This window comes from Acidisphaera sp. S103 (genome assembly GCF_009765975.1).
GTDB lineage: Bacteria > Pseudomonadota > Alphaproteobacteria > Acetobacterales > Acetobacteraceae > Rhodopila.
In genome coordinates this window covers 274,549-299,002 of the sequence record NZ_LMUJ01000060.1, presented here as the reverse complement: position 1 = coordinate 299,002, position 24,454 = coordinate 274,549, and the positions used below count along the sequence as shown (strand labels likewise).

Below are 24,454 nucleotides of genomic sequence, written 5' to 3'. Positions count from 1 at the left end.
CCTGCCGGAGACGTTGCCGCCGGAGCGTCGCCCCCGCCTCAGCCTCGCCGGGCAAGCCTCCCGCTACGTCATGATCGTCCGGGAAAAGACGTTTCTCACCCACGCGATCATGGGCGGCTGCAGCACGTTCTGCATGTTCGCCTATCTGGCCGGCTGCTCGCCGGTGTTCGAGGACGGATTCGGCCTCAACCCGTCGGAGTTCGCGCTGATCTTCGGACTGTGTGCGATCAGCCTGGTGATAGGCTCACAGGTGAACGCACGGCTGCTGCCGCGCTTCGGCCTGTCGTTCATGCTGACGACGATCGCGCGGATTTCGTGCTGCGGCACCATCGTGCTGCTGGCCGTGGCATTCAGCGGGGTGCATGTGTTGTGGGCGGTCGTGGCACCGCTGGTCGTCGTGATCGGCTGCCAGGGGTTCAACAACGCCAACACCAACGCCGGGGCGCTGACCCGCCATGCCGGGCACGCCGGCAGCGCATCGGCATTGATGGGGACGTTCCAGTTCAGCCTCGGCGCCAGTTCCGGCGTGCTGGTCGGCCTGCTGACCGACGGCACGCCACGAGGCATGGCGGCGCTGATGTTTTGTGGCATGCTGGGCGCGGTCGTCGCCGACCGGTTCCGTGTCCGTCCCGAGAGTATCCGCCCATGATCGTTGGCGTCCCCGCCTGTGCGAAAACCCTGGCCGACATGCCGTTCCACCAGACCCCCGCGCGCTATGCCCAAGCCGTTCTGGGCGGCGCAGGCGCTCTGCCAGTCCTGATCCCCCCGCTGGGCGACCCGATGCTCGGGCTCCTCGACGACCTGAGCGGGCTGCTGATACCAGGCAGCCCTAGCAACGTGCATCCAAGCCTGTACGACGGCGGCGACAGCGAGACGCCGGATTTCCATGACCTGGAGCGCGACCACACCACCTTGCCGCTGATCCGAACCGCCATCGCCCGCGGCATTCCAGTGCTGGCGATTTGCCGAGGCATCCAGGAACTGAACGTCGCGCTGGGCGGCTCGTTGCATCAGCGCGTCCATACACTTTCCGACCGGCTGGACCATCGCGGCGGCCCCGGCCCGCATGAGACTCGCTACGGCCCGAAGCACCCGATCGAGGTGACCGGCAGCCTGGCCCGCATCGTCGGGGCGGACAGTATCACGGTGAACTCGTTACATGGCCAGGCGATCGATCGCCTCGGCAACGGTCTGGTCGCGGAGGCGCACGCGCCCGACGGCACCATAGAAGCCGTTGCGATGCCGTCCGCCCCCGGCTGGCTGCTGGGCGTGCAGTGGCATCCGGAATGGGGCTTTGCGACCAATCCCCACAGTGTTGCTATTTTCGCGGCTTTCGGCGATGCGTGCCGCGAGTGGAAGCGTACTCGCGCGTGGCCGACCCGGCGCAGCGCGTGAACGCCCCGAAGCAACAACGTCCCAATAGGAAGGCGGCATAACCATGGATCTGCAACTGACGGGCAAGACGGTCCTGATCACGGGCGGCTCGAAAGGCATCGGCAACGCGGCGGCCGAGGTGCTGGCCGAGGAAGGCTGCAACCTTATTCTGGTGGCGCGCGACGCGGCGCTGCTGAACGAAACTGCGGCCGAAATCCGCACCAAGCGGCAGGTGAACGTGCGGACCATCGCCGCCGACCTGTCCAACGACGCATCCGTGCGCAGGGTCGCGCTGGAAGCCGGAGAGATCGACATCCTGGTCAACAACGCCGGTGCGATCCCTCCCGGTGATGTGCTGTCGGTCGACGATGCCAAATGGCGTCAGGCGTGGGACCTGAAAGTGTTCGGCTACATTTCCTTCTGCCGCGTGATCTACGCCCAGATGAAGGCTCGGCGGGCCGGCGTGATCGTCAATGTCATCGGCGCGGCGGGGGAGAAATTCCCCACCGGCTATATCGCCGGTGCGGCCGGCAACGCGGCGCTGATGGCGTTCACCCGAGCGCTGGGCAAGGGCGCGCCGGCCGACGGCCTGCGAGTGGTGGCGATCAATCCCGGGCCGGTGGAAACCGATCGCCTGGTGATGCTGCGCAAGGCAGAAGCCAAGGAGAAATGGGGCGACGAGAACCGCTGGCGGGAACTTAGCGCCGGCATGGCGTTCGGACGTCCGGCCAGCCCGCGTGAGATCGGCAACGCCGTCGCCTTCCTCGCCAGTTCGGCGTCCGGCTATACGACAGGCACCGTGCTGACGATCGACGGCGGCGCCTGAGTCACGATTGGCTGTCGTTTGGTGCGTGGTCTCGATGGGCCCGCACCAACGGCATCACAACCCCGGCTTGACCGCGAGCCGAACCGACACGTCGATACGCGACAGAAAAAGCGGAATCTTGTTTTTTTCGATGTACTGGTCGGTCGCGATCTTCGCGCCCCGGAACGCGCCATAATCGTCGATTATCAGGATACCCCCCGTTGAGATCAGCGGGTAAAGATGAACCAGTTCGTGATACGTTGAACTATACAGGTCGGTATCCAGCCGCAGCAGGCTGATTCGCTCAGGCCGTACACCGGGTAATGTGTCCTCTACTCGTCCCTCGACGAACACGAACTTGTCCTCGGGATAACCCGACGAGCACACCACATCCCTGACGTGATCCTGTGCCCCGCCGAAGCACCAGCTTCGCCCATCTTGTTGAAAACGCTGCCAGGTCGGCAGCGCCGGCAGGCCGTCCCACCTCGCGTCGATCGCGTCCGGCCGGGGCATGCCCGCGAACGTGTCGTACAGGTAGATCCGCCGCGACGTATCGCCGAAATGCATCAACGCCAGCGCCGCCAGCAGCACCGATCCGCCGGACCAGACGCCGCATTCCACGATGTCACCCGGAATCCGATTACGCACGATATACTCGATCGAGCGGTACAGTGCCCATGGCGCCTCGGCACCGGCGCCGAACGTCAGCGTGTGCGGCCGCACTTTCTGGGCGATTTCGGTAAAGAACGGATCGGAGATGTCGGGATACGCCCGCTCGCCGTGTTCGGTCTCGACTACCAGCATGGCTCGCTCCTCGCGACGGCGGCTCATGCGATCATAGGATAACCAATGCTAATGAACCGTTAACGGATCATCCCGCCCATTTTCCGCTGTTGCCATTCCAGTTCGAACTGCAAGGTTTCCGTTGGTTCGATCGGCACTTCCAGCCCCAACGCAAGCGCCGCGATCGCCATGGAACTGGCCGTCAGCAGCGCGATATCGATGATCTGCCGTGGCGAGAAATGAACATGCACCTCCTCCGCCACGCGTTGCGGCACGCGGCGGCCGGCGGTGATCTCGAATGCATAATCGCAGAGCGCCCGCTCCGCCGCGGTCATGTCCTTGGGAACGCGGCCGTCTCGCAACAGCAATATCTGGGCGTCCGTCACGCCTACGGCCCGAGCCAGCGGCGCGTGATGGGTCCAGGCGTAATGGACGTCTCGCACCGCGACCAGGATCGCCAGTTGCCGCTGCAACTCGGTCAACCTGGATTCATAACGGGTGTAGCCATTCAGCGCCGCGAAGGTGGCAAGCCCCCGCGGTGCCAGCGCTAGGGTCTGCATCAGATTGGAAATATGCCCGTGGCTTTCTGCGATCGTCTGGATCGTTGCGTCAAGATCGGCCTCATCTTCGGCGGAAAGAAACGTGCTTTCGTTAATGGCTGGACGCTCCCGACAGGCGTCGATCAAAGCATGGTCATGGGGCGTGGTCCAGCACGTTTGGCTGTCAGACACGAAACAAGACAGGCAGGTGCATGACCTGCCCGCCCAGCCAATCCCCAGACGTCAGGCCGCGTCCCGCTGATGCGCCGGCACCGCCAGCCTGAAGAACCGCGCCGCATTGAGCCCCAGGATCTTGGCGCGCTGCGGTTCGGTGAGATTGGGCATCGTCCGCTCGATCGCCTCCGCCGAATGTGGCCACGTTCCCTCATGGTGCGGGTAATCGTTCGCCCAGGCGAAGTTATCGAGCAGGCCGAAAGGTTCCGCCAACGCGAGGCCCACCGGATCCTCCTGGAACGTCGCCAGGCCATGCGCCTTGAAGTAGTCGCTCGGCAGTCCCTGCAACTTCGGGCGGACCCACATGTGATGCTTGCGGTATGCCTCATCCATCGCCGTCAGCAGCCACGGCACCCAGCCGATACCGGCTTCGACCGTGGCGAAGCGCAGGCCCTTGAACCGCTCCAGCACGCCCGAGGCGCACAGATTCGCCACCGGTTCGATCGTCGGCGCCAATGAGTGCGTCACGTAGTTCACCACCGCCCCGCCATTGCCGCGCGCGGCCCGCGGGTCGCGGCCGGTGGAGACATGGAAGGTGATCGGCAGGTCGGCTTCCTCGATCAGCCGCCACATCGGATCGAAATGCGGCAGGTTGTAGTTGACATGGTCGACGTCATGCCCGCCCCAGATCGGCTTGCACGGCAACGACAGTGCCCTGAATCCGATTTTGGCGACCCGTTCGATCTCCTGCATCGCACCGTCCAGGTCGCCCGTGGCGATCGAGGCGACCGGCAGCATGGCGTCAGGGTGGGGGCCGAACTGCTCCCATGCCCAGTCGTTCCAGACGCGGCATTGCGCGTTGGCGAACACCGGGTCGGGCGTCGCCCACATCGCCAGACCCTTGTTCGGGAAGATGATCTCTACATCCACCCCATCGGCCCGGTTGTCGCGGATGCGGTCCTGCACGTCAGCGCCAGCGCGGGAGCGGACCCAGTCCTCGCCCTCGAAGCTCATCACCCGCACGCGGTCGGGGCGATAGCCCTCGCAATAGCGCCACTGCACGCCCTGGTCATCGGTGATGATACGCGGCACACGCTCCCGGTATTTCGGGTCGATCCGCTTTTCCCATAGGTCGGGCGGCTCGTTCGCATGGCTGTCGGTGGACACCATGAAATACTTCTTCGGATCGCCGGCCCGAGCCGTGCGGTCCCAGCCCGAGTGACCCGGCGTGTCCAACCGCCACAGGTTCGGGGCATTGGTCGGTATCTCGTTCATGGCCGCACTCCCACTGGTTGTTTTGTTTGGCATGGCAGCGGATCACGATGATCCGGGGAATGCAACCTCGGCTTGCCCCTGGTTCCCTGGTAAATGCTGGCGGCTGGATAGATGCGTGAGCCAGGCGCCGTCTTTTCTGGCCAGGCGGAAGTGGCGGGCGTGTTTCGCTGCCTGAAGCGGGCCGTTGCCACGGCGGGTGCAGAAGTGATCATGGCGCGGACCGCGTGCATAACGACGACCGAAATAATACGGCTGGACCACTTATGGTGCTTATGCCGGATAAAAGTACATTACGTCGAGAAATATAAATAAAGATACTCGTTAAGATAATTTTTGGTCTAAAGACAAGTTTTTGCCTTGCGATGGAGGCTAAATCTGATTACGATAATCAACAGATCATGAGGTCGGAGTCTTCCTTGACCATTGGCTGATATGAAGAGAGGACACCCACATGGCACAACACGTGTCCGGCTCACGGACCGCAGTGTCGAAGTATCGCGACCGTGTTTCCTCACGTGCATACGCCGCCCCAGCCACCACTTCCGATGCGGGGGTGCGGTCGGCACCGGCCTCGCAATTCGGTCCAACAAGATCATCGCCGACCTGTCGTAGCCGCGACTGATGTCGATGACCGTTGTGACCGCATGGTTGGGTGCGAAACGGCTGGCTTGTCGCCACGACGCCCTGCATTTGGTGACGGGCTTGCCAGCATTTGTCGTGTCCGTCATCGAATCAGTTGCCTCCTCTATGTCTCCCCCTGTGCCGCACGCATGCGGCCTGCTTGGGCGTGGCAGCGCGGGGTCAGTTCGAGTACCGGCGCGGCGTGAGGGCAAGCTGAACGCGAGAGGCCCGGGAGGCCCCAGTGACGGCCGAACGCGGTAGCCTGGCGCGGGCCGCGATGCCGCAGGAATCCGTCACATCACTCGACATTGGGCGCCGCGTCGTCGCGCTGGTGGATGACGACCTGACCGTCGCTGCCCTTCGCGTCGGCCTCGCGTCGCTCGGGGGCGATTTCGAGTTGGTGCGTGGCAATGTGCACGATGCGATCCGGATGTTCGAAAAGGAAATGCCGCCACAGGCCCTGATCGTCGATATCGCCGGCGTCGAGAACCCGCTGGCGGCACTGGACGACCTCGCGCGCGTGTGCCCACCTTATGTCCGGGTCTTCGTCATCGGAGAAACCGCGGACATCAGCTTCTATCGCCTTCTGGTGCGAGACATCGGTGTCAGCGAATACCTGGCCAAGCCGGTCACCCGCGACGCGGTATTCAGCGTGTTGCTGCCGCGCCTGGGGGGTGTGACGACGGAGCAGTCGGACCGGCGCGGCGGCCATCTTGTCGTCATCTGCGGTGCGCGTGGCGGCGTAGGAACCAGCAGCATCGCGCTGAATCTGGCCTATGAGATCATGACCTCGGTCAAGGGTCACGTCGCACTGCTGGACTTGCATGTGCAGGGGGGCGAAATCGCCCTGATGGCGGGCGCGCGACCGGGGCCGGGCCTGCGCACCGCACTGGAAGACGCGACCCGAGTGGACTCCTTGTTCCTGGAACGGGCCTCGATCGCGTTGGAACCGCGGCTGCGGCTCATCGCGTCGGAAGATGCGTTCGGCACCCGACCGACGATCACCGAAGCCGGCGTGACAGGTGTGATCGGCCTGTTGCAGGCCAAATTCAATTTCATCATCGCCGACATCCCCATGCCACCACCGCCGGCAATGATGCGGGCCGTGGCTCTGGCACGGCAGGTCGTCACCGTTCTGACCCCCGATGTCGCCAGCCTGCGCGACACGCAAAACATCCGTCAGGTGGTCGCCGACGTCGCCGGAGCCGACCGCATGATCAGTGTGCTCAATCGTGCCGACATGAAAGGCGGGATCGAGCGGACGCTGATCGACAAGGCCCTTGGCGGCGCGCCCGATGTCAGCATTCCAGAACTCGGCCGTGGCATGCTCGAGGCCATCAACCTGGGCATTCCCGCGATCAATCGGGTGCCGTCCCTGCGCCGGCATCTGGCCCCGCTGGTGCGGGAGATCGCGGGGATCAAACCACCCTCCGCTGATCCCTCCTGGTGGCGAAGGATGTTCGGCCGATGAAGGATTTCGGCCGGCGTGATGCGGACCGGGCAGAACAGGCGATCGTTTCCGCCATCGTGGCGGATACGTCGCCGCAATGGCAGATCTCACGGATGAATGTCGATCCGATGATCGACACCCTGCGCGCCCGCGTGCTGAGGCAGATCGATCCCGCTTCGGTGTCCGATCTGAAGCCGCCAGTACTGCATCGCCAGTTCGAACAGGTCATCCATGAGATCGCCGACGAGGAGCGATACGCGATCTCGGGTCGCGAGCAGAAGCGGCTGGCCGAGGAACTCACGCAGGACGTGACGGGCTACGGGCCGATCGAACCCCTGCTCCACGACGAAGACGTCACCGACATCTTGGTGAACGCGCCGGATGCAGTCTATGTCGAGCGACACGGCAAGCTCGAGCTGACCAGTATTCGGTTCCGCGACAACGATCACATCGCCGGCCTGGCCCAGAAGATCGCGTCGCGAGCCGGCCGGCACATCGATGAATCCAATCCGATGCTGGATACGCGGCTGCCCGACGGCAGCCGCGTGAATATTGTCTTCCCACCGCTGTCGCTGGACAGCCCATGCATCTCGGTCCGAAAGTTTACCCGCCGCCGGCTTGGCCTGGCGGACATGGTCGACAATGGCACCATGACCTCTGGCGTCGCGCGTTTGCTGGGCATCGCCGCGCGCGCCCGGCTGAACGTGCTGATCGCCGGCGGTACCGGGTCGGGCAAGACGATGCTGCTCAACGCCATGAGCAACATGATCGACAGCGGCGAACGTATCGTTTCGATCGAAGATGCCGCCGAACTGCGGTTGCAGCAGCGCCATGTGATCCGGCTGGAAACCCGTCCGCCCGACCTGAGCGGCAACGGCCAGGTGACACAGCGAGACCTGTTGCGCAACGCCCTGCGGATGCGCCCCGACCGCATCATCATCGGCGATGTGCGCGGGACTGAAGCCTTCGACATGCTGCAGGCGATGAACACGGGTCACAATGGGTCGATGTGTACGATCCATGCCAACAACGCGCGAGAAGCACTGGTCAGGGTCGAGAACATGGTGCAGATGGGTCAGTTTCAATTGCCCATGCGTGCCATCCGCCAGCAGATCCTTGGCGCGATCGACCTGATCGTGCATGTCGAACGGATGCATGACGGTGTGCGGCGGGTGACCCAGTTGACCGACGTCCGCGGCCTTGAAGGCGATACCATTGCCACCACGGATATCGCTGTATTCGACTTCGAGCGCGAGGACCCGCAAGGTCGTATCATCGGCCACTATCGTGCGCATCCTGCCCGTCCGAGCTTTCTGGCGCGACTGGATTATTACGATCTTGGGCGGGCCTGGGCGGCCGCGGAGCAGGCGGTCTGAGCATGAGCATGAGCATCGGTCTGCTGTTGCCGGTGCTTCTGCCGATCGGTGCCGTCATTGGCTGGGGACTGACGAGGATCCCAGCACGCCGTCGCGGTGTGTTGGAACGCAGGATCGATACGATGATGTCCAGCCGGCCGTTGTCGCCGGCGGCGAAACAGGACACCGGCGTTCGCATGTGGTGGCTGGAACGGCTCGCTCGCCTGCTCAAGATGCCTGTCGATTTGCCATTGGCGAACGTTGCCCCACCAATCCTGATATTCGGCGCCGGGACCGCGCTGGCCTGCGGCTCGAGCTGGTTCGGTCGCGGCATGACGCCCTGGCCGCTGAGTATCGCCGCGGGGCTGGTGGTCTGGGTCGTGCTGATCAGGGGTGTGTTTGCCTGGGAACGCGACCGCTATCAGACACGACTGAGGCACCAACTGCCGGACACGATCCGGCTGGCGGTCAGCACAATCCGCGCCGGATTGCCGGTAATCGAAGCATTCCGAGCGATCACGGAGGAAATGGCGTCGCCAACACGCGATGAATTCCTGCGGGTCGAGCGTGAAATGGCTTTGGGCAGTACCCCCGCCGACGCTCTGTTGGCGCTTAACGAGCGAACCAGCGTGTCGGAATACGCCATCTTCGCGGTATCGATCGGGGCGCAGGGGCGAAGCGGCGGCCATTTCACTGAAACGATGCAGACCCTGGCCGAAACGGTGCAGCAGCGCCTAGCCGTTGCCACGCGGGCGAAAGCGCTGGCGGTTCAGGTGAAACTGTCCGCGATCATCATGTGTGTCCTGGCGGTTGCCGCGGCTCTTGGATTGAGCACGATCCGTCCGCGATCCATTCACATTCCATTCCACGAGGCCGCCGAGGCTCGGGCATTCGTCTTCGCGATCCTCTTGTTGCTGCTCGGTGTCGCAATCATGCGGCAGATCATCAGGGCGGGGACCAGGGATTGATTGGCGACCAAGCCTTGCTGCTGGGTCTGCTGGCCGGCAGTGCCGTCGTGATCGCCGGGATTGCTCTGACGATGATGCTGCGCGGGCTTGAGGCACGCACCCTGGAGCAGCGGGTCGCGTCGCTCAGCAGATCATCCGACGGCCGTGGAGTGGTACGCGATGTCAGGGCCGCTGGCGCTGCCCGGCGCCTGTTGTCCTGGATCGGTAAAATGGTGCGCGAGCATGCGATGTTCTGCCCCGAACGGGATATCGCGGCGCTGGAAGACATGATCGCCAGCGCGGGCTTCCGGCCACGTCGCGTCCTGCCCGTCCTGTTAGGCATCAAGATCATGCTGGCGGTCGCCATTCCTGCCGCTGGGATACTGTATGCCGAGGCGATGGGCCTTCCGGCCAATGAGACGTACCTGGTGACAGTCATCGCGCTGCCACTCGGACTGCTGGGTCCAAACTGGATCATCACCCTGGTTCGATGGCCGTATGCGGCAGCGCTTCGCCGGGGCGTGCCCGATGCGCTGGATCTGCTGGCGGTGTGCAGCGAGGCCGGCATGGAGCTTGATAGCGCGCTGGAATATGTAGGCCTTGTAATCACACACGCCAATGCCGCGACGGCAGCGGCACTGCGGACGTTGCTGGACGACGTGCGCGTACTGCCAGACTGGCGTGACGCGTTTCGTAACTTCGCCGAACGCACCGAGGTCGAGAGTGCTCGCCGGATTTTCCTAATTGTAGCGATATCGGTTCGTTACGGCACGCCGTTGAGCCAGGGGTTGCGGGCACTCGCAATCGAAGTCAGGCAGGACCGGATGGCCGCCTTGGAGGCAAAGGCGGCGTGCGTGCCCGTACTGCTGATTCTTCCGTTGCTTCTGTTTATCGTGCCGGCGCTGGTCATCATCCTGACCGGTCCTGTCATGCCGCGACTTATGATGGCCCTGGAGTGCCGGGGGGCCGGTTGAACGCACGGCTTCAAACACAATGAAACAGGCCAGGTCCGTCGCGAACATGGCCTGTCTCGATCATCTCCTCAGGGGCGAACGCAGCCCTACGCCGTATGCCACCCGAATTGCTGTGGCTTGCGCCCGGCCTCCGGGTGCAGCCGCACATTCACCAGCGCCGGCCCTTTGAACGCCATAGCCTCATCCAGCGCACCGCGCAGATCCTTCGGATCCTCGATGAACCACCCCTTGCCGCCGAACGCCTCCATCATCTTGTCGTAACGCGCCCCGACGGTCAGCACCCGCGGCGGAGACTGACGCCGATCCGCCGGCAGTTCCGCGATCCCGCCGCCGATACCGCCATTGTTCAGTACCACGATCTTGACCGGCAACTGATAGCGGCACGCCGTCTCCATCTCCATGCCCGAGAACCCGATCGCCGAGTCCCCGGACACCGAAATGATCGGCCGATCCCGATGTACCACTGCCGCGGCGATGGCAAAACCCATCCCGATCCCCATCGTGCCATAGCTGCCTGCGTCCAGCCGCAACCGAGGCGAAACGTTCGGCAACTGCGTGCGACCGATATCCATCGTGTTGGCGCCCTCGCCAATGATCACCGCATTACTCGGCGTCCACGCGCTGATATCCTTCAGCGCTCGGTAATAGTTCGTCGGGGTCGAATTATCATCGATCATCGGCTTGATCTGCCTGGCATTCGCCGCAGACTTCTCCGCGATTGCCGCGTGCCAGGGCGTATCCTTCGGATAGAACCATTGACGGTTCTCCAACGCCTTGTTGAACTGCCCAACGATCGCTTTTCCGTCGCCGACCAGACCCACCTCGGCCGGGACGTTCTGCCCGATCGCTTCCGGCGAGATATCCAACTGCACGACCCGCACTTTCTTGTTGAACCGGGGCGGCAGCCCGAAATGCATGATCCAGTTCAAGCGGGCACCCAGCAGGAAGATCACGTCGGCTTCCTGCAGCGCGTGACTGCGCGCCGCGCCCACGGACAGCGGATGCGTGTCGTCCATCACACCCTTGCCCATCGGCGAGGCGAGGAACGGTACCCCCGTGCGTTCGACGAACGCCCGCACCTCGTCCTCGGCCCGCGACCAGGCCATGCCCTTGCCGACGATCACCAGCGGCCGTTCGGCGGATTCCAGGACATTCAGCGCCTTGTCGATATCCTGTTCCATTGCCTGCATGCGCGGCGGGTCACCCACTGTGCCGGCCTGATGCGCCTTCTCTTCCTCGACCTCACCCAGGATGATGTCGTCCGGCATATCCAGATAGGTCGCACCCGGCCGGCCATAGATCGAGTTCCGCACCGCCATTTCCACGTAGAACGGAATGCGATGCACATGTTCCACAGCATGCGCGAATTTGCAGAACGGGGAGGCGATTTGCACCTGCCGTTCCTCCTGGAACGCGCCCATGCCGTTCTGGTAGGTCGGCGACGCCCCGCCGATCAGGATCATCGGCCAGCAGTTCTGCTGCGCATTCGCCAGTCCGGCCAACCCATGCACCACGCCGGGGCCGGAGACGACCAGCGCCGCGCCCGGCCGCCCGGTCAGATAGCCGACGGCCTGGGCGGCGTAGGAGGCGGATTGTTCGTTCCGCATGCCGATATATTGGATTCCCACTTTCTGCGCGGCCACTGCGATGGGCCCCACCGGAAACCCGACGATCCCGAACATATACTCGACGCCTTGCTGCTTCAGGCTGCGTGCCATCAAGGTGGCACCGTCGACTTTGCTCATCTGTTATTTCCTCCCGTTCGATGCGACCGGGTCCCGGCAGTGTCCTTGTACCAGGGACCGCGACGCCCGATAGACTGAACGCTTATTCGGCGAGTGGGAAGAGCGCCGGGTTCGGCACCGAAAACGCGCCGCCCCTTAGGGCAATCCGGGGTCCGTTACGATCAGGCAGAAGGGCCTTGATTCACGCCGTCAGGCGGTACACGAAATCGTTCGTTACGCCTTAACCCAAACGAACGTTGGGTGGTTCGGTAACGCCCGTCGCACGCTGACGCCAGCCGGGCACTTCGGCGACCGGCGAATAAGACCGGGAAGGCACCATCGCCATAGCTCGCCAACCTGTAACGACCTGAGCGCCTGCGCGTTCAACACGCCACATATAGGCGTTGAGGCAAATACTCATCGAAATGAAATACCAGAACATCGGTTGAAAGGCGATGCCGACGAAGGCGCCGCTGGTCAGGAACACGGCCAGCCCGCTCTGCAAGGCATTGGACAGTTCGACCACCCATTTGAGTTCGGGATGTGGACGCGCCTTCTTGGCAAGCCGCCGCAGCATCAGGAACGTCGATCCCGCCAGCAGCAGGAACATGAACAGCCCAGGGTAGCCGTGCTCCCCGAGCACCTCGAAATAGATACTGTGAAACGCACGTCCGAATTCCGTGGCGCCTGGACCAGCACTTGATGCGGGCAGTTCGATATGATCAACGATATAGCTTGAGAATCCGCCCCCAAACGGGTGATTCGCGACAAATCCCAGTGTCCATTTCCAGACAAGAAGCCGCACATAGGCGGAGTTTTCATGCTCAAAATCAACAATCGTGTCCACGCGGGCGTTCCAGGCATGGGATGTCGCGAACATCACGATACAAGCCGTGATGATCACAACAACGCCGAAGCCGATCTTGTGTTTCGTCCGCGTCCACATGTAAAGGCCAAGCACAACTAGCCCGACCAGCGCACTGCGTTCATACGTGCCGAGTGCCGTCGCCAAGGCCAGTCCGGCGATCCCCCAATAGGCCAGCGGCAACAGCTTGAACTTCGGCAAAAGCTGGCTGTTCGAGGCCAAGAAAACCGCCAAGGGAATCGCCATGAGGCAAGATGTGGAGAGCAAGCCGCCCTCGCTGAGACCCGAATTACCCCCTTCAAGACCCAGATTCTGGCCATACCCGCCACCGGAAATGAGCACTTTCAGGCCAAACGGCACGAAATTCGCCGCGAGTGAGAAAACGTAGGTCTGCGCGAACGCTTCGATCTGCACGCGTGAGCGGATGACGAGTGGCATGAACGCCGCGAACGCGACCGTCTTGAACGCCCAATCCCATTTCTCCCACGCTGCGTCAGGTGCCTGCGCCCACACCAGCGTCGCTGTAACCCAGATCGCCATCATCACCTGAAGCACTGACTGCAACGTCAGCGGTGGTGGGGAACGGCGGTCGAGCAGTACGTATCCGCCGACCGCCGCAGCACCCATGATCATCGCGACAGGAAGCTGATTCAACAGGATGTACGACACCGCCTGCGGCTGGAATGTGTCCACCCAGACGTAACCAAGCGTCGCGACAAATGGCGCGCTGGCGCTCAGCCCCAGGAAGGAGACATAGGCGAACAGCAACCAGAGGCTTCGCAGCACGCTATAGTGTCCGTGTTACAGTGAGGTCTGCCGCTGCCAGACTTGCTTTTCAGAGGATACCGGCGCTTCTTTGCGGTTCACCTTCTGAAACCACGGCTGTGCCCGGTCCAGTTGAACCGCTCGGATGATCACCATCAGCATCATCACCGAACTGAACATAATCCCGAACAGGTCAAGCATGCATCACTCCCGGCCCTGGTGACCGCAACATGAAGATTCCACGCCCCGCTATACAGGTTCGCCCATCCGGGAGTCACGACTTCATGCGCCGCAGCCGACGGCGAGCAGAACTTTCGTGCCCATGCCGCGTCTTTATGCCGGCGTAGCAGAGGACTAAGGGATGATTAAATGGCGGACCGCGCTTGTTGCGTGGTGGCTGTCCGGTGCCGTCTGTGCGGCCTTCGCGGGGCCGCTTCCGGCTCAAGCGCCTCATGCGAACCAGGAAGCGGAGAAGCTCGACAGGCTGCCGCCGCTTCCGGCTGGACGGCCGGGGCATATCGACCAATCCGGTCGTAAGGAAAAGGGACGGGCATCGTACTACGCCAATTGCTTCGACGATCGGAAAATGGCGGATGGCCGCCGGTTGAACCCGGACATGAACATGGCGGCAAGCAAAACCCTGCCCTTGGGCAGCGTGGTGAAGGTCACGAATCTGGAAAACGGCCGAACCGCGATGGTGCAGATCGAGGATCGGGGGCCTTACGTGCGTGGAAGAGTGGTTGATCTGGCCCGGAGGGCAGCCAATCAGCTCGACATCGGGCGCCAGGGCGTCGTCCCGGTCGTGATAAGGCCCATCACGCTGCCGCGGCCGGACGGAAGCGTGGTCCTGGGTGCCGGCGCCGCCGAGGTGAGCCCACAAGAAGTGCGCCGGGCGGTCGAGGTTACCAAGGAACTGACGGCGCAAAAGGCCGCCTGATGGAATAAAGCCGCTTGCCAACGATGCGGTAAGCCGAAAAGCCGCTACAGCACCCGTCCGGCGACTGCGTCCAGCTTGCTGATCAGCGTCTTGTTACGCCGGTCCGGCGCCGTGATCACCGCATTGTCCAGCGCGCGATCGCAGCCACACGGACACAGCGCCCGTTCCCGCCCGACCTCCGGCACGATGGCGCGGACAAGGTCTCGCGCCTTCTCGGCATTGCCCAGCAGGATGCGAACGACCGCCTCGACGGTCACGTGATCATGGTCGGGATGCCAGCAGTCGAAATCCGTGACCATCGCCATCGTCGCATAGCAAAGTTCGGCCTCCCGGGCGAGCTTCGCCTCCGGCATGTTGGTCATGCCGATGACGCTGCAGCCCCAGGACCGATAAAGCTCGCTCTCCGCCTTGGTGGAGAACTGCGGCCCTTCCATCACCAGATAGGTGCCGCCATTTGTCACCGGCAGGGACAGCGAGGTAGCCGCCCCGTGCAAAGCGGCACCGAGGCGGGCACAGACCGGGTGCGCCATGGAGACATGGGCGACGACGCCATCGCCGAAGAAGCTCTTCTCCCGAGCGAAGCTGCGATCGATGAACTGGTCGACCACGACGAAGTGCCCTGGCGGCAACTCTTCCTTCAGGCTGCCCACCGCCGACAGCGACAGCACATCGGTCACGCCGGAGCGCTTCAGGGCATCGATATTGGCCCGATAATTCAGATGTGTCGGCGATGTCGGATGGCCCCGGCCATGCCGAGGCAGGAACACGCACTGAATACCTGCCAACCGCCCGAACAACAGTTGATCCGACGGGTCGCCCCAAGGGGTTTCGACCCGTCGCCAGGCTTTATCCTCCAGCCCGTCGATATCGTACAGGCCGGAGCCGCCGATAATGCCGATGACGGGCTGGATCATGATGTCAGTGGTGAACGTCGGACCACAGCTTGCGCTTCACGGCATAGGTGATGCCGGTCATGAACACCAGGAACAGGATCACGCGGACACCGATCTGCTTCCGCTCCACCATCTCCGGGTTCGCCGCCCAGGACAGGAACGTGACCACGTCGTGCGCTTCCTGATCCAGGTCGCTGTTGGTGCCGTCGGTGTAGGTCACCGTGCCGTCCTGCAACGGCTGCGGCATGTGGATCTGATGCCCCGGGAACATCTTGTTGTAGAAGAGCCCTTCCCCGACCTTGAACCCTGCGGGGGCCTGAGCGAAGCCGGTCAGGATACCGTAGACATAGTTCGGCCCACCCTCCCGAGCATTGACGATCAACGACAGGTCAGGGGGGGCGGCACCGTTGTTGGCGGCACGCGCCGCCGCTTCATTCGCGAACGGCGATTTGAACTGGCTGGCCGGCGTGGCCGGACCATCCTTCGGATTGCCCTGATCGTCCAGCCCGGACGGCACCGTGATGCTGGCGGCAACGCCCTTGATCTGGTCCTCGGTCAAGCCAATGCCGGTCAGGTCGCGATAGTGCAGGTACTGCATCGAGTGGCAGTTGGAGCACACGTTCAGGTACACCTGAAACCCGCGTTGCAGGGCAGCCTGGTCGAAGGTGCCGAACAGGCTTTCGAAGCTCCAGTACTCGTGCGGCAGCGGGCCTTCGTCCTGCGCCATGGCCGGCGAGGCGAGAAAGGTCATGGCGAGAAGGGCAGGGGCAATCGCCCCGGCGAGCAGGGAACGCAGCGGGCGCATCACGCTTTCTCCATCGGCTTGGCCGCGGCGCCGCCGGGCAGTGGTCCGCCGCCTCGTCCGGCCAGGACGGGCTGACTGATGCTCTCCGGCAGCGGCAACGGCCGCTCCAGCTTGCCGAGGATCGGCAGGATCACCAGGAAATGCAGGTAATAGTAGACGGTGCACAGCCGGCTCAGGATGACCCAGATGCCTTCCGGCTTATGCGCTCCGCAAATGCCCAGGCAGACCACGGCGGCGACCCAGACCCAGATCAGGATCCGGAACACCGGACGGAACCGCGCGCTGCGCACCCGGGAGGTGTCCAGCCAGGGCAGCACGAACAGCATCAACAGGGAGCCGAACATCATGCACACGCCCAGCAGCTTGTCCGGCACCGATCGCAGGATGGCGTAGTACGGTAGGAAGTACCACTCCGGCACGATGTCGGCGGGTGTTTGCAGCGGGTTGGCGGGGATGAAGTTGTTCGGATCGCCCAGCAGGTTCGGGAAGAAGAACACGAATGCCGCGAACACTGCCAGGAACGCGCAGACGCCGACGCTGTCCTTCACCGTATAGTACGGATGGAACGGCAGGGTGTCCTGCGGCGACTTCACGTCGATGCCCAGCGGGTTGTTCGATCCGGTGATGTGCAGCGCGGCGACGTGCAGGAAGATCACCCCGACCAGCACGAACGGCAGCAGGTAGTGCAGCGCGAAGAACCGGTTCAGCGTGGGATTGTCGACGCTGAAGCCGCCCCACAGCAGGGTGACGATATGCGGTCCGACCACCGGGAAGGCCGAGAACAGGTTGGTGATCACCGTCGCGCCCCAGTAGGACATCTGGCCCCACGGCAGCACATAGCCCATGAACGCGGTCGCCATCATCAGCAGCAGGATGACCACGCCCAGCATCCACAGCAGCTCACGAGGGGCCTTGTAGGACCCGTAGTACAAGCCGCGGAAGATGTGGATGTAGGTGACAATGAAGAACATCGACGCGCCGTTCTGGTGAACGTAGCGGATCAGCCAGCCGTAGTTCACGTCGCGCATGATGTGCTGGACCGAACCGAACGCGAGTTCCGTGTTCGGCTGATAGTTCATCGCCAGGAAGATCCCGGTGACGATCATGATCAGCAGGTTGACCACCGCCAACGCGCCGAAATTCCACAGGTAGTTGAAATTCTTCGGTGTCGGGAACACCCCGTACTCTTTCTGCATCATCGTGAAGATGGGCAGACGCGTGTCGATCCAGTTGATCACCGGATTGGCGAAATCGCTCTTATTCAGGCCGGCCATGGTTGATTCCCACTCGGGTTCAGGGGGGCTCGGGTCAAAGACTGAACGGATCAGCCGACCTTGATCTTGGTATCGGATTCGAAGGCATAGGGGGGCACCCACAGGTTCAGCGGCGCCGGCCCGTGGCGCACGCGCCCGGACGTGTCGTACTGGCTGCCGTGGCAGGGGCAGAACCAGCCGCCCCACTCACCACGCGGATCGGACGGCTTGTTGCCCAGCGGGATGCATCCCAGATGAGTGCAGATGCCGATCAGGACCAGCCATTGGTCGTGCCCAGCCTTTACCCGGGCCGCGTCGGTCTGCGGCTCGATCAGGTCGGTGAGCTTGACGTCCTGCGCTTCCTTGATCTCGGCGCCGGTACGGTGACGGACGAAAATCGGCTTGCCCTGCCAGGACACCACGATGCCCTGGCCTTCCACGATTGGCGCCAGATCGACATCGATCGCCGAAAGCGCCAGCACGTCCTTGGAGGGGTTCATCGAGTCGACCAGCGGCCAGGCTATCGCACCAGCTCCGACCGCAGCGCCGGCGACGGCGAGGAGTTGCAGGAAATCGCGCTTGGTCACGTCGCCGGAAGGAGCGTGATGGGTAGCGGCAGCGGAGTCAGCCATACTTTCCCTCGAGTTACCGTTTCAGCCAACCACCCCTGCCTCTACCCGGCAGACGCGTCTGACCGCGAGCCAACCCTGCGACCGGCTCGGAATTCCCTCTTGTCACCCGCCGGGTTGCCCCGGAAGTGGCGTTCGGCGCAGTCTAGGGACCGGCCTCGCCTGCTGCAACAAGCTGGCAGCAGGGGTTATCCCGACTGTCGCGCAGGAACAAGCCCCCGATGACCGAAAATCCATCAACCGTGGCGCACGAACCACTCAAACCCGCCGCCAAGGCGTGGTTTGAGCAATTGCGCGATCGCGTCTGCGCGGCATTCGAAGCGATCGAGGACGCCCACGACGGCCCTCTGGGCGACCACCCGGCCGGACGATTCGAGCGCACTGCCTGGCGCCGTCCCACTGAGGACGGCCAGGACGGTGGCGGCGGGGTCATCAGCCTCATGAAGGGCCGTGTGTTCGAAAAAGTGGGGGTGAACGTCTCCACTGTCTGGGGCGAATTCAGTCCGGATTTCCGAGCGCAGATCCCCGGGGCGGCCGAGGATCCGCGTTTCTGGGCCAGCGGCATCAGCCTGGTCGCGCACTTGCAAAGCCCGCTGGTGCCCGCCGTCCACTTCAACACCCGCATGCTGGTGACGACGAAAGGCTGGTTCGGCGGCGGCGGCGACCTGACCCCGATGCGGCTGGATACCGAACCGGCGCAACAGGACGCGGCTGACTTCCACGCCGCGTTCAAGGCGGCCTGCGACCGCCACGATCCGGGGTATTACGAAACCTTCAAGGCATGGTGCGACCGCTATTTCTACCTGCCGCACCGGCAGGAACCCCGCGGTGCCGGCGGCATCTTCTTCGACCACCACGCCACCGGAGACGTGGCGGCGGATTTCGCCTTCGCCCGCGACGTGGGGGAGGCTTTCCTGGACATCTACCCGCGGATCGTCCGCCGCCGGATGGGACAATCCTGGACCCCGGCCGACCGGGACCACCAACTGATCCGCCGCGGCCGCTATGTCGAGTTCAACCTGATCCACGATCGGGGCACGTTGTTCGGCCTGAAGACCGGCGGCAATGTGGAGGCAATCCTAATGAGTCTGCCGCCGGAGGTGCGGTGGCCATAATACCCACTTCATAAGACAAAGGCCCCGGATAGGGGCCTTGGCTTCAGCCTTTCTTATGGCCCCGGCTTACCGGAGGCTTCCTGTCGATCACGATCATATCTCACCCTCCGTTCGTATTGCGAGCCGCCCATTGGATGGCAACGCCCTGGTGCGGTAGCATCGCACTTTTCGGAATCCAATGGAAGGTGTTTCCATTCATCCCATGGCGTCCCCCTTGGGACCAACCGCCCTCCGCCATGATATAGGGACGCACGTCCAATTTGCATCCCATGACCACCACCTCCACCTCAAGGTTCTTCGTCGGCATCACCATCTCGAAGGAATCGCTGTCGGTCATCGTCTTGTACGCGGTGGAATAGCTCTCGACCTTCAGCGCCGAACCGTGCGGGATCTTCAGGTCCTTCTTGAAGATGGAATAGCCGCCGGTGCGCTCACCAACAAACGGCGCCGATGGCGTGCCCGCGTAGGTGGTGTCGCCGATGGTGACCTTGGTGATGCCCGATTTCGCCTCCATGAATGGAAGATCGTCGGTCGATTGGCTGATTTCAAACTCGTATTCCGTGATCGGCGATTGCAGCCCCCGTATCGCATATTCCTCATACCAATCGCAGCGCAGCACCGGCACCTCGACATCGCCGTGCTTGTGATGCTCCAGCGTCATGGTGATCCGCATCCGCATCGGGTCCCGGTAGACCGGACATTCGACGATGGTCTGCCTGAACAGCGAGAATATATCACGCTCGATGCCGACGCCGATGGCACCGAAAAAAACGTCTCGTTTCAATTCCGTGATGCTGGCATTGATGATCGTGGTGTGGCGGACGTGTTGATCCTGCACCTGCCGTTCGACCGCCTGTCCATGCCGGTCCACCGATTTCATCAGGATCTTATCGAGGAAATAGCCAACCACGACGCCAATGATCGCGGCCTCACCCAGTTTGGCAGCCCAATCGTACAGATATGACCACTCGAAGTGCCACTCCAGAAGGGCCTTTACCCACTGCGGCGAGGTAAAGAACACCACCCCAACGCACAAGATGACAATGTAATGCGACCGGAAGAAAGACACGTCTTCACGTTGCCCGCCGCCGCTCATGATTGCCTCGTTCCGAATTTACGGAACAATAACATAAACGGATGCACAATCAACGATCCCTGGGCATCGCCGTCTGCCCAAGCACCCAGCCTTCCCAGCGCCGGATCCACGGATCGTCCGGCGCGCTATCCGGTCGGTTGCCGGCCAGCACGTTCAACACGCATAGCACACCCAGAACACTGTCGAATCGGTCCTCGCCAGCCGCATCCGAACCGAAACCATCCCGCACCGCTCGGTGCATCGCATCGTCGGGTATCGCCGCCTGCTGCTCCATCGCGGTCACCAAAGCCGCGGCAGTGGCGCATCGGTCCGCATACCGCCGCTTGCTGCCGCGCAGCCGGATTCCCAGGTGACGCAGCGCCTCGGCCGGATACGTCTCCGCCAGCGCGATCGAACCAGGCGCCAGCAACGACCGGTACGCCCCCTCGAACGGCCACAGCCGCAGCGTCACCGAACCCATCAACGCCGGCAAGATCAGCCCCTGCCACGCCGCGATCGCCGCCTTGCCCGATTGGTTCGCCCCCAACGTCCAGAACAGCGGCGCCCCCGCCGGCCGCTCCGCCGTCGCCCGGTCGCACGCACGCGACAGACCCGTGGCATCGACCAGCCCAAGCGCGAGCGCATGCGACAGGCGCGTCATCCCGGCAATCCCCCGAGCGGGATAAAACGGCCGCTCGACACGAATGTCGTCCAGGCCGATACAAACCGAGAAGAAATCCGGCATCAGGTGAACGCCGCGCAGGAACGCGGGAAAATCCGCCTCGGTCCGGGTGGCGGCATAGGCCCGCGGCAACCCGATCGGCAGGTCGGCGCCCAGCGCCACCGCGCCGCCGCTGGCTTCCTCGATCAGCCGCGCCAGCAGCGTCGAGACATCGCCCACCAGCCGCGGCGCCGCCAGCGCCCAACCAGCCGAGGTTCGGCGGGCGACAGTAATCCACCGTTTGCGCGGATCGACACTCCAGTCCGCGTGTGCGGCGAGGTCAGCTTCCAAGCGGCCGATGGGCACGTTCCAACAGGCGGCCAAAGAAGCCCGGCGGCTTCGGTGGCTTCGCGGCCTCGGCGGCTTTCAGCTTCGCCTTCGCCTCGGCTTCCTGCTGCCGTTGCTTGCTGGTGAGCCACTTGTCGAGGCTCATGCCCGCCTTGGCGGCACGCTTGGCTTCGTAGGCCCGCTGGCCCTCGGTCAATGTCTTGCCGGCTTGCGTCTTGCCGGCGGATGGTTTGGGCGGCTGCACGTCGGTTCCCCAGGATTTTCCGCCGCCTTTTCGCAGGCAGCGGGGCGGGGATCAAGCACGAACAGCACCGGGCGGCACCAACCGATGCCGCCCGCCCCGGCCTACCGAACCGTCGATTTCGCCGTCGGCACGATCCGGGTCACCACGATGGCGGACCGGTCCAGATACTCCGGCACGCGCGGGGCGATCTGCGTCTTCCAGTAGTCGGATTCGTAAACCGCGGCATACTGCGCCACCCGCTGTTCCTCGCTCTCGAACCGGCGCATCCAGATATAAACGGAAGGATCGGTTTCACCGTGGAAACTGCCGTTGATCACCATGCCCTTGGAGACCTGGAACGGAATGATCTCCTCTTCCATGATCTTCACCCAGCCTTCCAGCTTGCCGGGCAGCACTTTGTATTGGCGCAGTTCGTAGAATGCCATTGGTCCCCTCCTGTGGTTGAACGGCGTCATCGCCGGATCGAGGCCAGCAAGCCATGTCCGAACCGGCGATGCAACTCAGTGGCGCACCATCCGGCTTTCCGACGCCCGATCCCGCCAGAACCGGCGTAGGCCCAGCACGCACACTGGCAGCACCTGCTCCACGTCCTGCATCAGCCCTTCCAGCGCCTCGTCCGTCATCGCCTGGCCGCCGCGCTCATCCTCCGGCAGCGTCATCCCCGCCAGGCTGGCGATCGGGATCAGCAGCATGGACGCATCCTCATCCGCCAGCGCCGGCTGCCAGGCCTTCGCGCGCAACGTCACGCCCTGCATGAACCCCGCCGCCCAATCTTCCGCCACGGTGGTGCCGGCCTCGTCCTGCCACAGGATCGCGGTATACCCGAGTGGCGTGGCATCGAGGCCGGCTTCGATGGCTTCGTAACGGTCGAACAGCGCCTGCTCGATCGCCTCCTGCTCCGCTGCGTCGGCGTAATCGGGCTCTTCGTTGTCCCAGACCTCGGCCAGCCATTCGTCGCGCGGGACCATCTCCGGCCCGGCGACCAGCGCGGCCAGGAACCCGTCCAGTTCGGACAGGTCCATGCACCCCTGCGGCGCGCTGTCGGAGTTCAGGAAATGCGCGAGATCGTCGAGAGACACCGGGGCACCATCCGCTGCTGTATCATCCGCTTATAGAACCTTGATTCGCCCGGGTGGAACGGTCCATTGCGTGACATGGCGAACGGTCCTTTCCCGGGCGGCATCCGGCGGCGCCACAGTTGCGTAGCCGTCCCGCGGAGACAACCATGCCCGCCATTCGAACGGTTTGCGAGGGCGACCGCGTCGCCTGGATCCAGGGCGACCCGGAACTCGCCGTCGGATTCGCCTGCGGCAAGGTCAATCGCGACGTGGGAGCATCTGGCTACCCCGCTGCGCCGTCCCGGGCCCAAGGGCAGCGGCCGATCCACCACGATCACCTGGGACGAAGCATTGGACGAAACGTCACCCGCTGGAAAGCCATCATTGCTGAATCCGGCCCGTTCGCGTCGGCGGTGTGCCGATCCGGAATCAATCATCGAATCCGACCTGATTATCGGCTGGGGCACTGACCTGCATGCCACCAACGTGCATCTGTGAGCGAAGATCGCGTGTGATGTTCCCCTGATCGTGATTGCCCGCGGCGCACTCGTTCGGCATAGGCCGCCGATACGGATCGGCACTGACTCTGCCCTGGCGCTGGGGGGGGGCGACGTCGAGCGGCTGGCCGCGCTGCACGGTGCCGCGCACGCACCGTTCATCCGTGTCGGCTGCGGCATGACCCCGCCGCGGCTTCTGCGGGAATTGTTCCGCGACACCGGTACCGCACGGGTCCGGCCCACCTTGCTGGACGGCACGCCCGTTTCCATCGTAACGAAAGCCGGCAGACGCTTCTTCACCCCGTCGGGCGAAAACGATACGCTTCGGCACGACATCCAACGTCGAGTGATCCTACTACCCGGTGAGCCAAAGCTGATTGGCACGTTCAATCAAAAGGCTCATGGTCAGGCCCAGGAAAATAACCCGGTATGGTCACAACCATGCTGAAGCCCGGATCCAGCGACAATGAGTTCAAGCGAACGACCCACTTGTAGCGCCCACCACAGAATGGGATGTGCCGGCGAGGGCCGAATCCGAGTGGATGGGTTCTTCTCCCGAGGCGCAGTCGTGGCTCCTTGTTATCGGTGGCCCCGAGGTCTGACCTTTGGGGAGGCGCTGTACTGCCGAATCGCTTGACAAACCCATAGCGTAACCAATTTCGAGCCGAAGTAGAGCAGTTTCCCGACGCAGCAATCCGCATAAGGACCGGCCAGATGATTTCCGATGAAAAAAAGTGCAAACGCTCACTCTGTCGAAAAATTACCCTGTTTTCTATTGCCCTCGCAGTGGCGGTTGCAGCCACTGCTTGCGCGCCGATTCCATGTCAGAGTGGATACGCCGATCCCAATTGGTGTCATGACGAATATATCCCCCTGGGTGGCTAGCTGGGGTCCCGTGTCCTGTGGTGCGGATTAATTTCACAACCCTCGATTACTCGAACGGGCCGAACGACGACGATACCGAGTTTCCGGCCCGAAAAATCGATGTATCCGACGAACACCCCGGGTGCCATGGGCACGATCTCTCCCTCGGGACGCATCGGATTCTCCGCCGAGGCCTCACGCGGCCAGGCGAGGCACGCGGGGTATGCGAACAGCAATATCTCGCCGGGATCGTGCGCCTTCGCCATCAGGCAACACTGCCTCGGCCTCGAGGATTCGCCCTTGCTGTTCGCGTGCGCCGACGATTTCGATGTAAACTCACCATGGCGGGTTTATGAACGCCAGCGCGGCCGTCAATGCATCTCGGCCGGCGGGCCAATTGCCCTGGCGCGGGGCCAGAACGCTT

26 protein-coding genes are annotated in these 24,454 nt (G+C 63.3%); 10 read left to right on the top strand and 16 right to left on the bottom strand.

The window, feature by feature from the left end:
* From GSQ89_RS20310 to GSQ89_RS20300, 3 genes are all read left to right on the top strand, one after another.
* A partial coding sequence (locus GSQ89_RS20310; protein ID WP_371734279.1) for an MFS transporter occupies positions 1 to 649 on the top strand: 649 nt, incomplete at its 5' end.
* The gene (locus GSQ89_RS20305; protein ID WP_158928545.1) at positions 646 to 1,395 is read left to right on the top strand and encodes a gamma-glutamyl-gamma-aminobutyrate hydrolase family protein; all 750 of its coding nucleotides are present in this window, start codon (positions 646 to 648) and stop codon (positions 1,393 to 1,395) included. The genes GSQ89_RS20310 and GSQ89_RS20305, both read left to right, overlap by 4 nt.
* 43 nt (positions 1,396 to 1,438) lie before the next feature.
* Positions 1,439 to 2,200, top strand: coding sequence for a short-chain dehydrogenase/reductase (locus GSQ89_RS20300; RefSeq protein ID WP_158928543.1), 762 nt, complete (start codon positions 1,439 to 1,441; stop codon positions 2,198 to 2,200).
* 54 nt (positions 2,201 to 2,254) lie between these two features.
* Here the strand turns inward: GSQ89_RS20300 and GSQ89_RS20295 are convergent, their stop codons facing one another.
* The 3 genes from GSQ89_RS20295 to GSQ89_RS20285 all read right to left on the bottom strand — a co-directional run bounded on the left by GSQ89_RS20295 (position 2,255) and on the right by GSQ89_RS20285 (position 4,950).
* On the bottom strand, positions 2,255 to 2,983 hold the full coding sequence (locus GSQ89_RS20295; RefSeq protein WP_158928541.1) for a TylF/MycF/NovP-related O-methyltransferase: 729 nt from the start codon (positions 2,981 to 2,983) through the stop codon (positions 2,255 to 2,257).
* A 59-nt stretch (positions 2,984 to 3,042) separates the two neighbouring features.
* Positions 3,043 to 3,648 carry a carboxymuconolactone decarboxylase family protein gene (locus GSQ89_RS20290; protein ID WP_158928539.1) on the bottom strand — a complete coding sequence of 202 codons (606 nt, stop codon included), beginning with the start codon at positions 3,646 to 3,648 and terminating at the stop codon, positions 3,043 to 3,045.
* A 96-nt stretch (positions 3,649 to 3,744) separates the two neighbouring features.
* The gene (locus tag GSQ89_RS20285) at positions 3,745 to 4,950 is read right to left on the bottom strand and encodes an amidohydrolase family protein (protein ID WP_158928537.1); all 1,206 of its coding nucleotides are present in this window, start codon (positions 4,948 to 4,950) and stop codon (positions 3,745 to 3,747) included.
* An 862-nt stretch (positions 4,951 to 5,812) separates the two neighbouring features.
* Between GSQ89_RS20285 and GSQ89_RS20280 the strand changes: the two genes are divergently transcribed.
* From GSQ89_RS20280 to GSQ89_RS20265, 4 genes are read left to right on the top strand one after another with little or no spacing between them, the layout of a single operon-like run.
* The gene (locus GSQ89_RS20280; RefSeq protein ID WP_158928536.1) at positions 5,813 to 7,042 is read left to right on the top strand and encodes a CpaE family protein; all 1,230 of its coding nucleotides are present in this window, start codon (positions 5,813 to 5,815) and stop codon (positions 7,040 to 7,042) included.
* A complete protein-coding gene (locus GSQ89_RS20275) occupies positions 7,039 to 8,397 on the top strand; it encodes a CpaF family protein (RefSeq protein WP_216856294.1) in 1,359 nt (452 codons plus the stop codon). Before GSQ89_RS20280 ends, GSQ89_RS20275 begins: the two co-directional genes overlap by 4 nt.
* Before the next feature lie 2 nt (positions 8,398 to 8,399).
* Entirely contained in the window at positions 8,400 to 9,344 is a 945-nt protein-coding gene (locus tag GSQ89_RS20270; protein WP_158928534.1) for a type II secretion system F family protein, read from the top strand.
* Positions 9,341 to 10,297 (top strand): type II secretion system F family protein, encoded by a 957-nt coding sequence (locus GSQ89_RS20265; RefSeq protein WP_158928532.1) that lies wholly within the window; start codon positions 9,341 to 9,343, stop codon positions 10,295 to 10,297. The genes GSQ89_RS20270 and GSQ89_RS20265 overlap by 4 nt, the downstream gene beginning before the upstream one ends.
* Before the next feature lie 86 nt (positions 10,298 to 10,383).
* On the opposite strand, the gene oxc is transcribed toward GSQ89_RS20265, so the two are convergent.
* The 3 genes from oxc to GSQ89_RS20250 all read right to left on the bottom strand — a co-directional run bounded on the left by oxc (position 10,384) and on the right by GSQ89_RS20250 (position 13,852).
* Positions 10,384 to 12,042: an oxalyl-CoA decarboxylase gene (oxc, locus tag GSQ89_RS20260; RefSeq protein ID WP_158928530.1), complete on the bottom strand. Its 1,659-nt coding sequence runs from the start codon at positions 12,040 to 12,042 to the stop codon at positions 10,384 to 10,386.
* 220 nt (positions 12,043 to 12,262) lie between these two features.
* Positions 12,263 to 13,654, bottom strand: a complete 1,392-nt coding sequence (locus GSQ89_RS20255; protein WP_158928528.1) for a putative O-glycosylation ligase, exosortase A system-associated — start codon at positions 13,652 to 13,654, stop codon at positions 12,263 to 12,265.
* A gap of 33 nt (positions 13,655 to 13,687) precedes the next feature.
* Positions 13,688 to 13,852: a hypothetical protein gene (locus tag GSQ89_RS20250; protein WP_158928526.1), complete on the bottom strand. Its 165-nt coding sequence runs from the start codon at positions 13,850 to 13,852 to the stop codon at positions 13,688 to 13,690.
* Positions 13,853 to 14,012: 160 nt separating this feature from the next.
* Here GSQ89_RS20250 and GSQ89_RS39800 point away from each other — a divergent pair, with 160 nt between their 5' ends.
* The gene (locus tag GSQ89_RS39800; RefSeq protein ID WP_158928524.1) at positions 14,013 to 14,588 is read left to right on the top strand and encodes a septal ring lytic transglycosylase RlpA family protein; all 576 of its coding nucleotides are present in this window, start codon (positions 14,013 to 14,015) and stop codon (positions 14,586 to 14,588) included.
* Positions 14,589 to 14,632: 44 nt separating this feature from the next.
* On the opposite strand, the gene GSQ89_RS20240 is transcribed toward GSQ89_RS39800, so the two are convergent.
* From GSQ89_RS20240 to petA, 4 genes are read right to left on the bottom strand one after another with little or no spacing between them, the layout of a single operon-like run.
* Positions 14,633 to 15,502, bottom strand: a complete 870-nt coding sequence (locus GSQ89_RS20240) for an S-methyl-5'-thioadenosine phosphorylase (RefSeq protein WP_158928522.1) — start codon at positions 15,500 to 15,502, stop codon at positions 14,633 to 14,635.
* A 4-nt stretch (positions 15,503 to 15,506) separates the two neighbouring features.
* Positions 15,507 to 16,286, bottom strand: a complete 780-nt coding sequence (locus tag GSQ89_RS20235; protein WP_158928520.1) for a cytochrome c1 — start codon at positions 16,284 to 16,286, stop codon at positions 15,507 to 15,509.
* Positions 16,286 to 17,560 (bottom strand): cytochrome b/b6, encoded by a 1,275-nt coding sequence (locus GSQ89_RS20230; RefSeq protein WP_158928518.1) that lies wholly within the window; start codon positions 17,558 to 17,560, stop codon positions 16,286 to 16,288. Before GSQ89_RS20230 ends, GSQ89_RS20235 begins: the two co-directional genes overlap by 1 nt.
* Before the next feature lie 50 nt (positions 17,561 to 17,610).
* A complete protein-coding gene (gene petA, locus GSQ89_RS20225; RefSeq protein ID WP_158928516.1) occupies positions 17,611 to 18,171 on the bottom strand; it encodes a ubiquinol-cytochrome c reductase iron-sulfur subunit in 561 nt (186 codons plus the stop codon).
* Between the two features lie 218 nt (positions 18,172 to 18,389).
* Here petA and hemF point away from each other — a divergent pair, with 218 nt between their 5' ends.
* Entirely contained in the window at positions 18,390 to 19,283 is an 894-nt protein-coding gene (hemF, locus tag GSQ89_RS20220; protein ID WP_158928514.1) for an oxygen-dependent coproporphyrinogen oxidase, read from the top strand.
* Between the two features lie 100 nt (positions 19,284 to 19,383).
* Here the strand turns inward: hemF and GSQ89_RS20215 are convergent, their stop codons facing one another.
* The 5 genes from GSQ89_RS20215 to GSQ89_RS20195 all read right to left on the bottom strand — a co-directional run bounded on the left by GSQ89_RS20215 (position 19,384) and on the right by GSQ89_RS20195 (position 22,690).
* Positions 19,384 to 20,379, bottom strand: coding sequence for a hypothetical protein (locus GSQ89_RS20215; protein WP_158928512.1), 996 nt, complete (start codon positions 20,377 to 20,379; stop codon positions 19,384 to 19,386).
* Between the two features lie 49 nt (positions 20,380 to 20,428).
* Complete coding sequence (locus GSQ89_RS20210) at positions 20,429 to 21,385, bottom strand: DUF429 domain-containing protein (protein WP_254073288.1); 957 nt, start codon at positions 21,383 to 21,385, stop codon at positions 20,429 to 20,431.
* The gene (locus GSQ89_RS20205) at positions 21,360 to 21,611 is read right to left on the bottom strand and encodes a hypothetical protein (protein WP_254073287.1); all 252 of its coding nucleotides are present in this window, start codon (positions 21,609 to 21,611) and stop codon (positions 21,360 to 21,362) included. The genes GSQ89_RS20210 and GSQ89_RS20205 overlap by 26 nt, the downstream gene beginning before the upstream one ends.
* 101 nt (positions 21,612 to 21,712) lie before the next feature.
* Positions 21,713 to 22,036, bottom strand: coding sequence for an NIPSNAP family protein (locus GSQ89_RS20200; RefSeq protein WP_158928508.1), 324 nt, complete (start codon positions 22,034 to 22,036; stop codon positions 21,713 to 21,715).
* A gap of 75 nt (positions 22,037 to 22,111) precedes the next feature.
* Positions 22,112 to 22,690 carry a YecA family protein gene (locus GSQ89_RS20195; RefSeq protein WP_158928507.1) on the bottom strand — a complete coding sequence of 193 codons (579 nt, stop codon included), beginning with the start codon at positions 22,688 to 22,690 and terminating at the stop codon, positions 22,112 to 22,114.
* Between the two features lie 507 nt (positions 22,691 to 23,197).
* Here GSQ89_RS20195 and GSQ89_RS20190 point away from each other — a divergent pair.
* The gene (locus GSQ89_RS20190; protein WP_158928505.1) at positions 23,198 to 23,614 is read left to right on the top strand and encodes a hypothetical protein; all 417 of its coding nucleotides are present in this window, start codon (positions 23,198 to 23,200) and stop codon (positions 23,612 to 23,614) included.
* A 433-nt stretch (positions 23,615 to 24,047) separates the two neighbouring features.
* On the opposite strand, the gene GSQ89_RS20185 is transcribed toward GSQ89_RS20190, so the two are convergent.
* Complete coding sequence (locus GSQ89_RS20185) at positions 24,048 to 24,296, bottom strand: hypothetical protein (protein ID WP_158928503.1); 249 nt, start codon at positions 24,294 to 24,296, stop codon at positions 24,048 to 24,050.
* Positions 24,297 to 24,454: the final 158 nt, after the last annotated feature.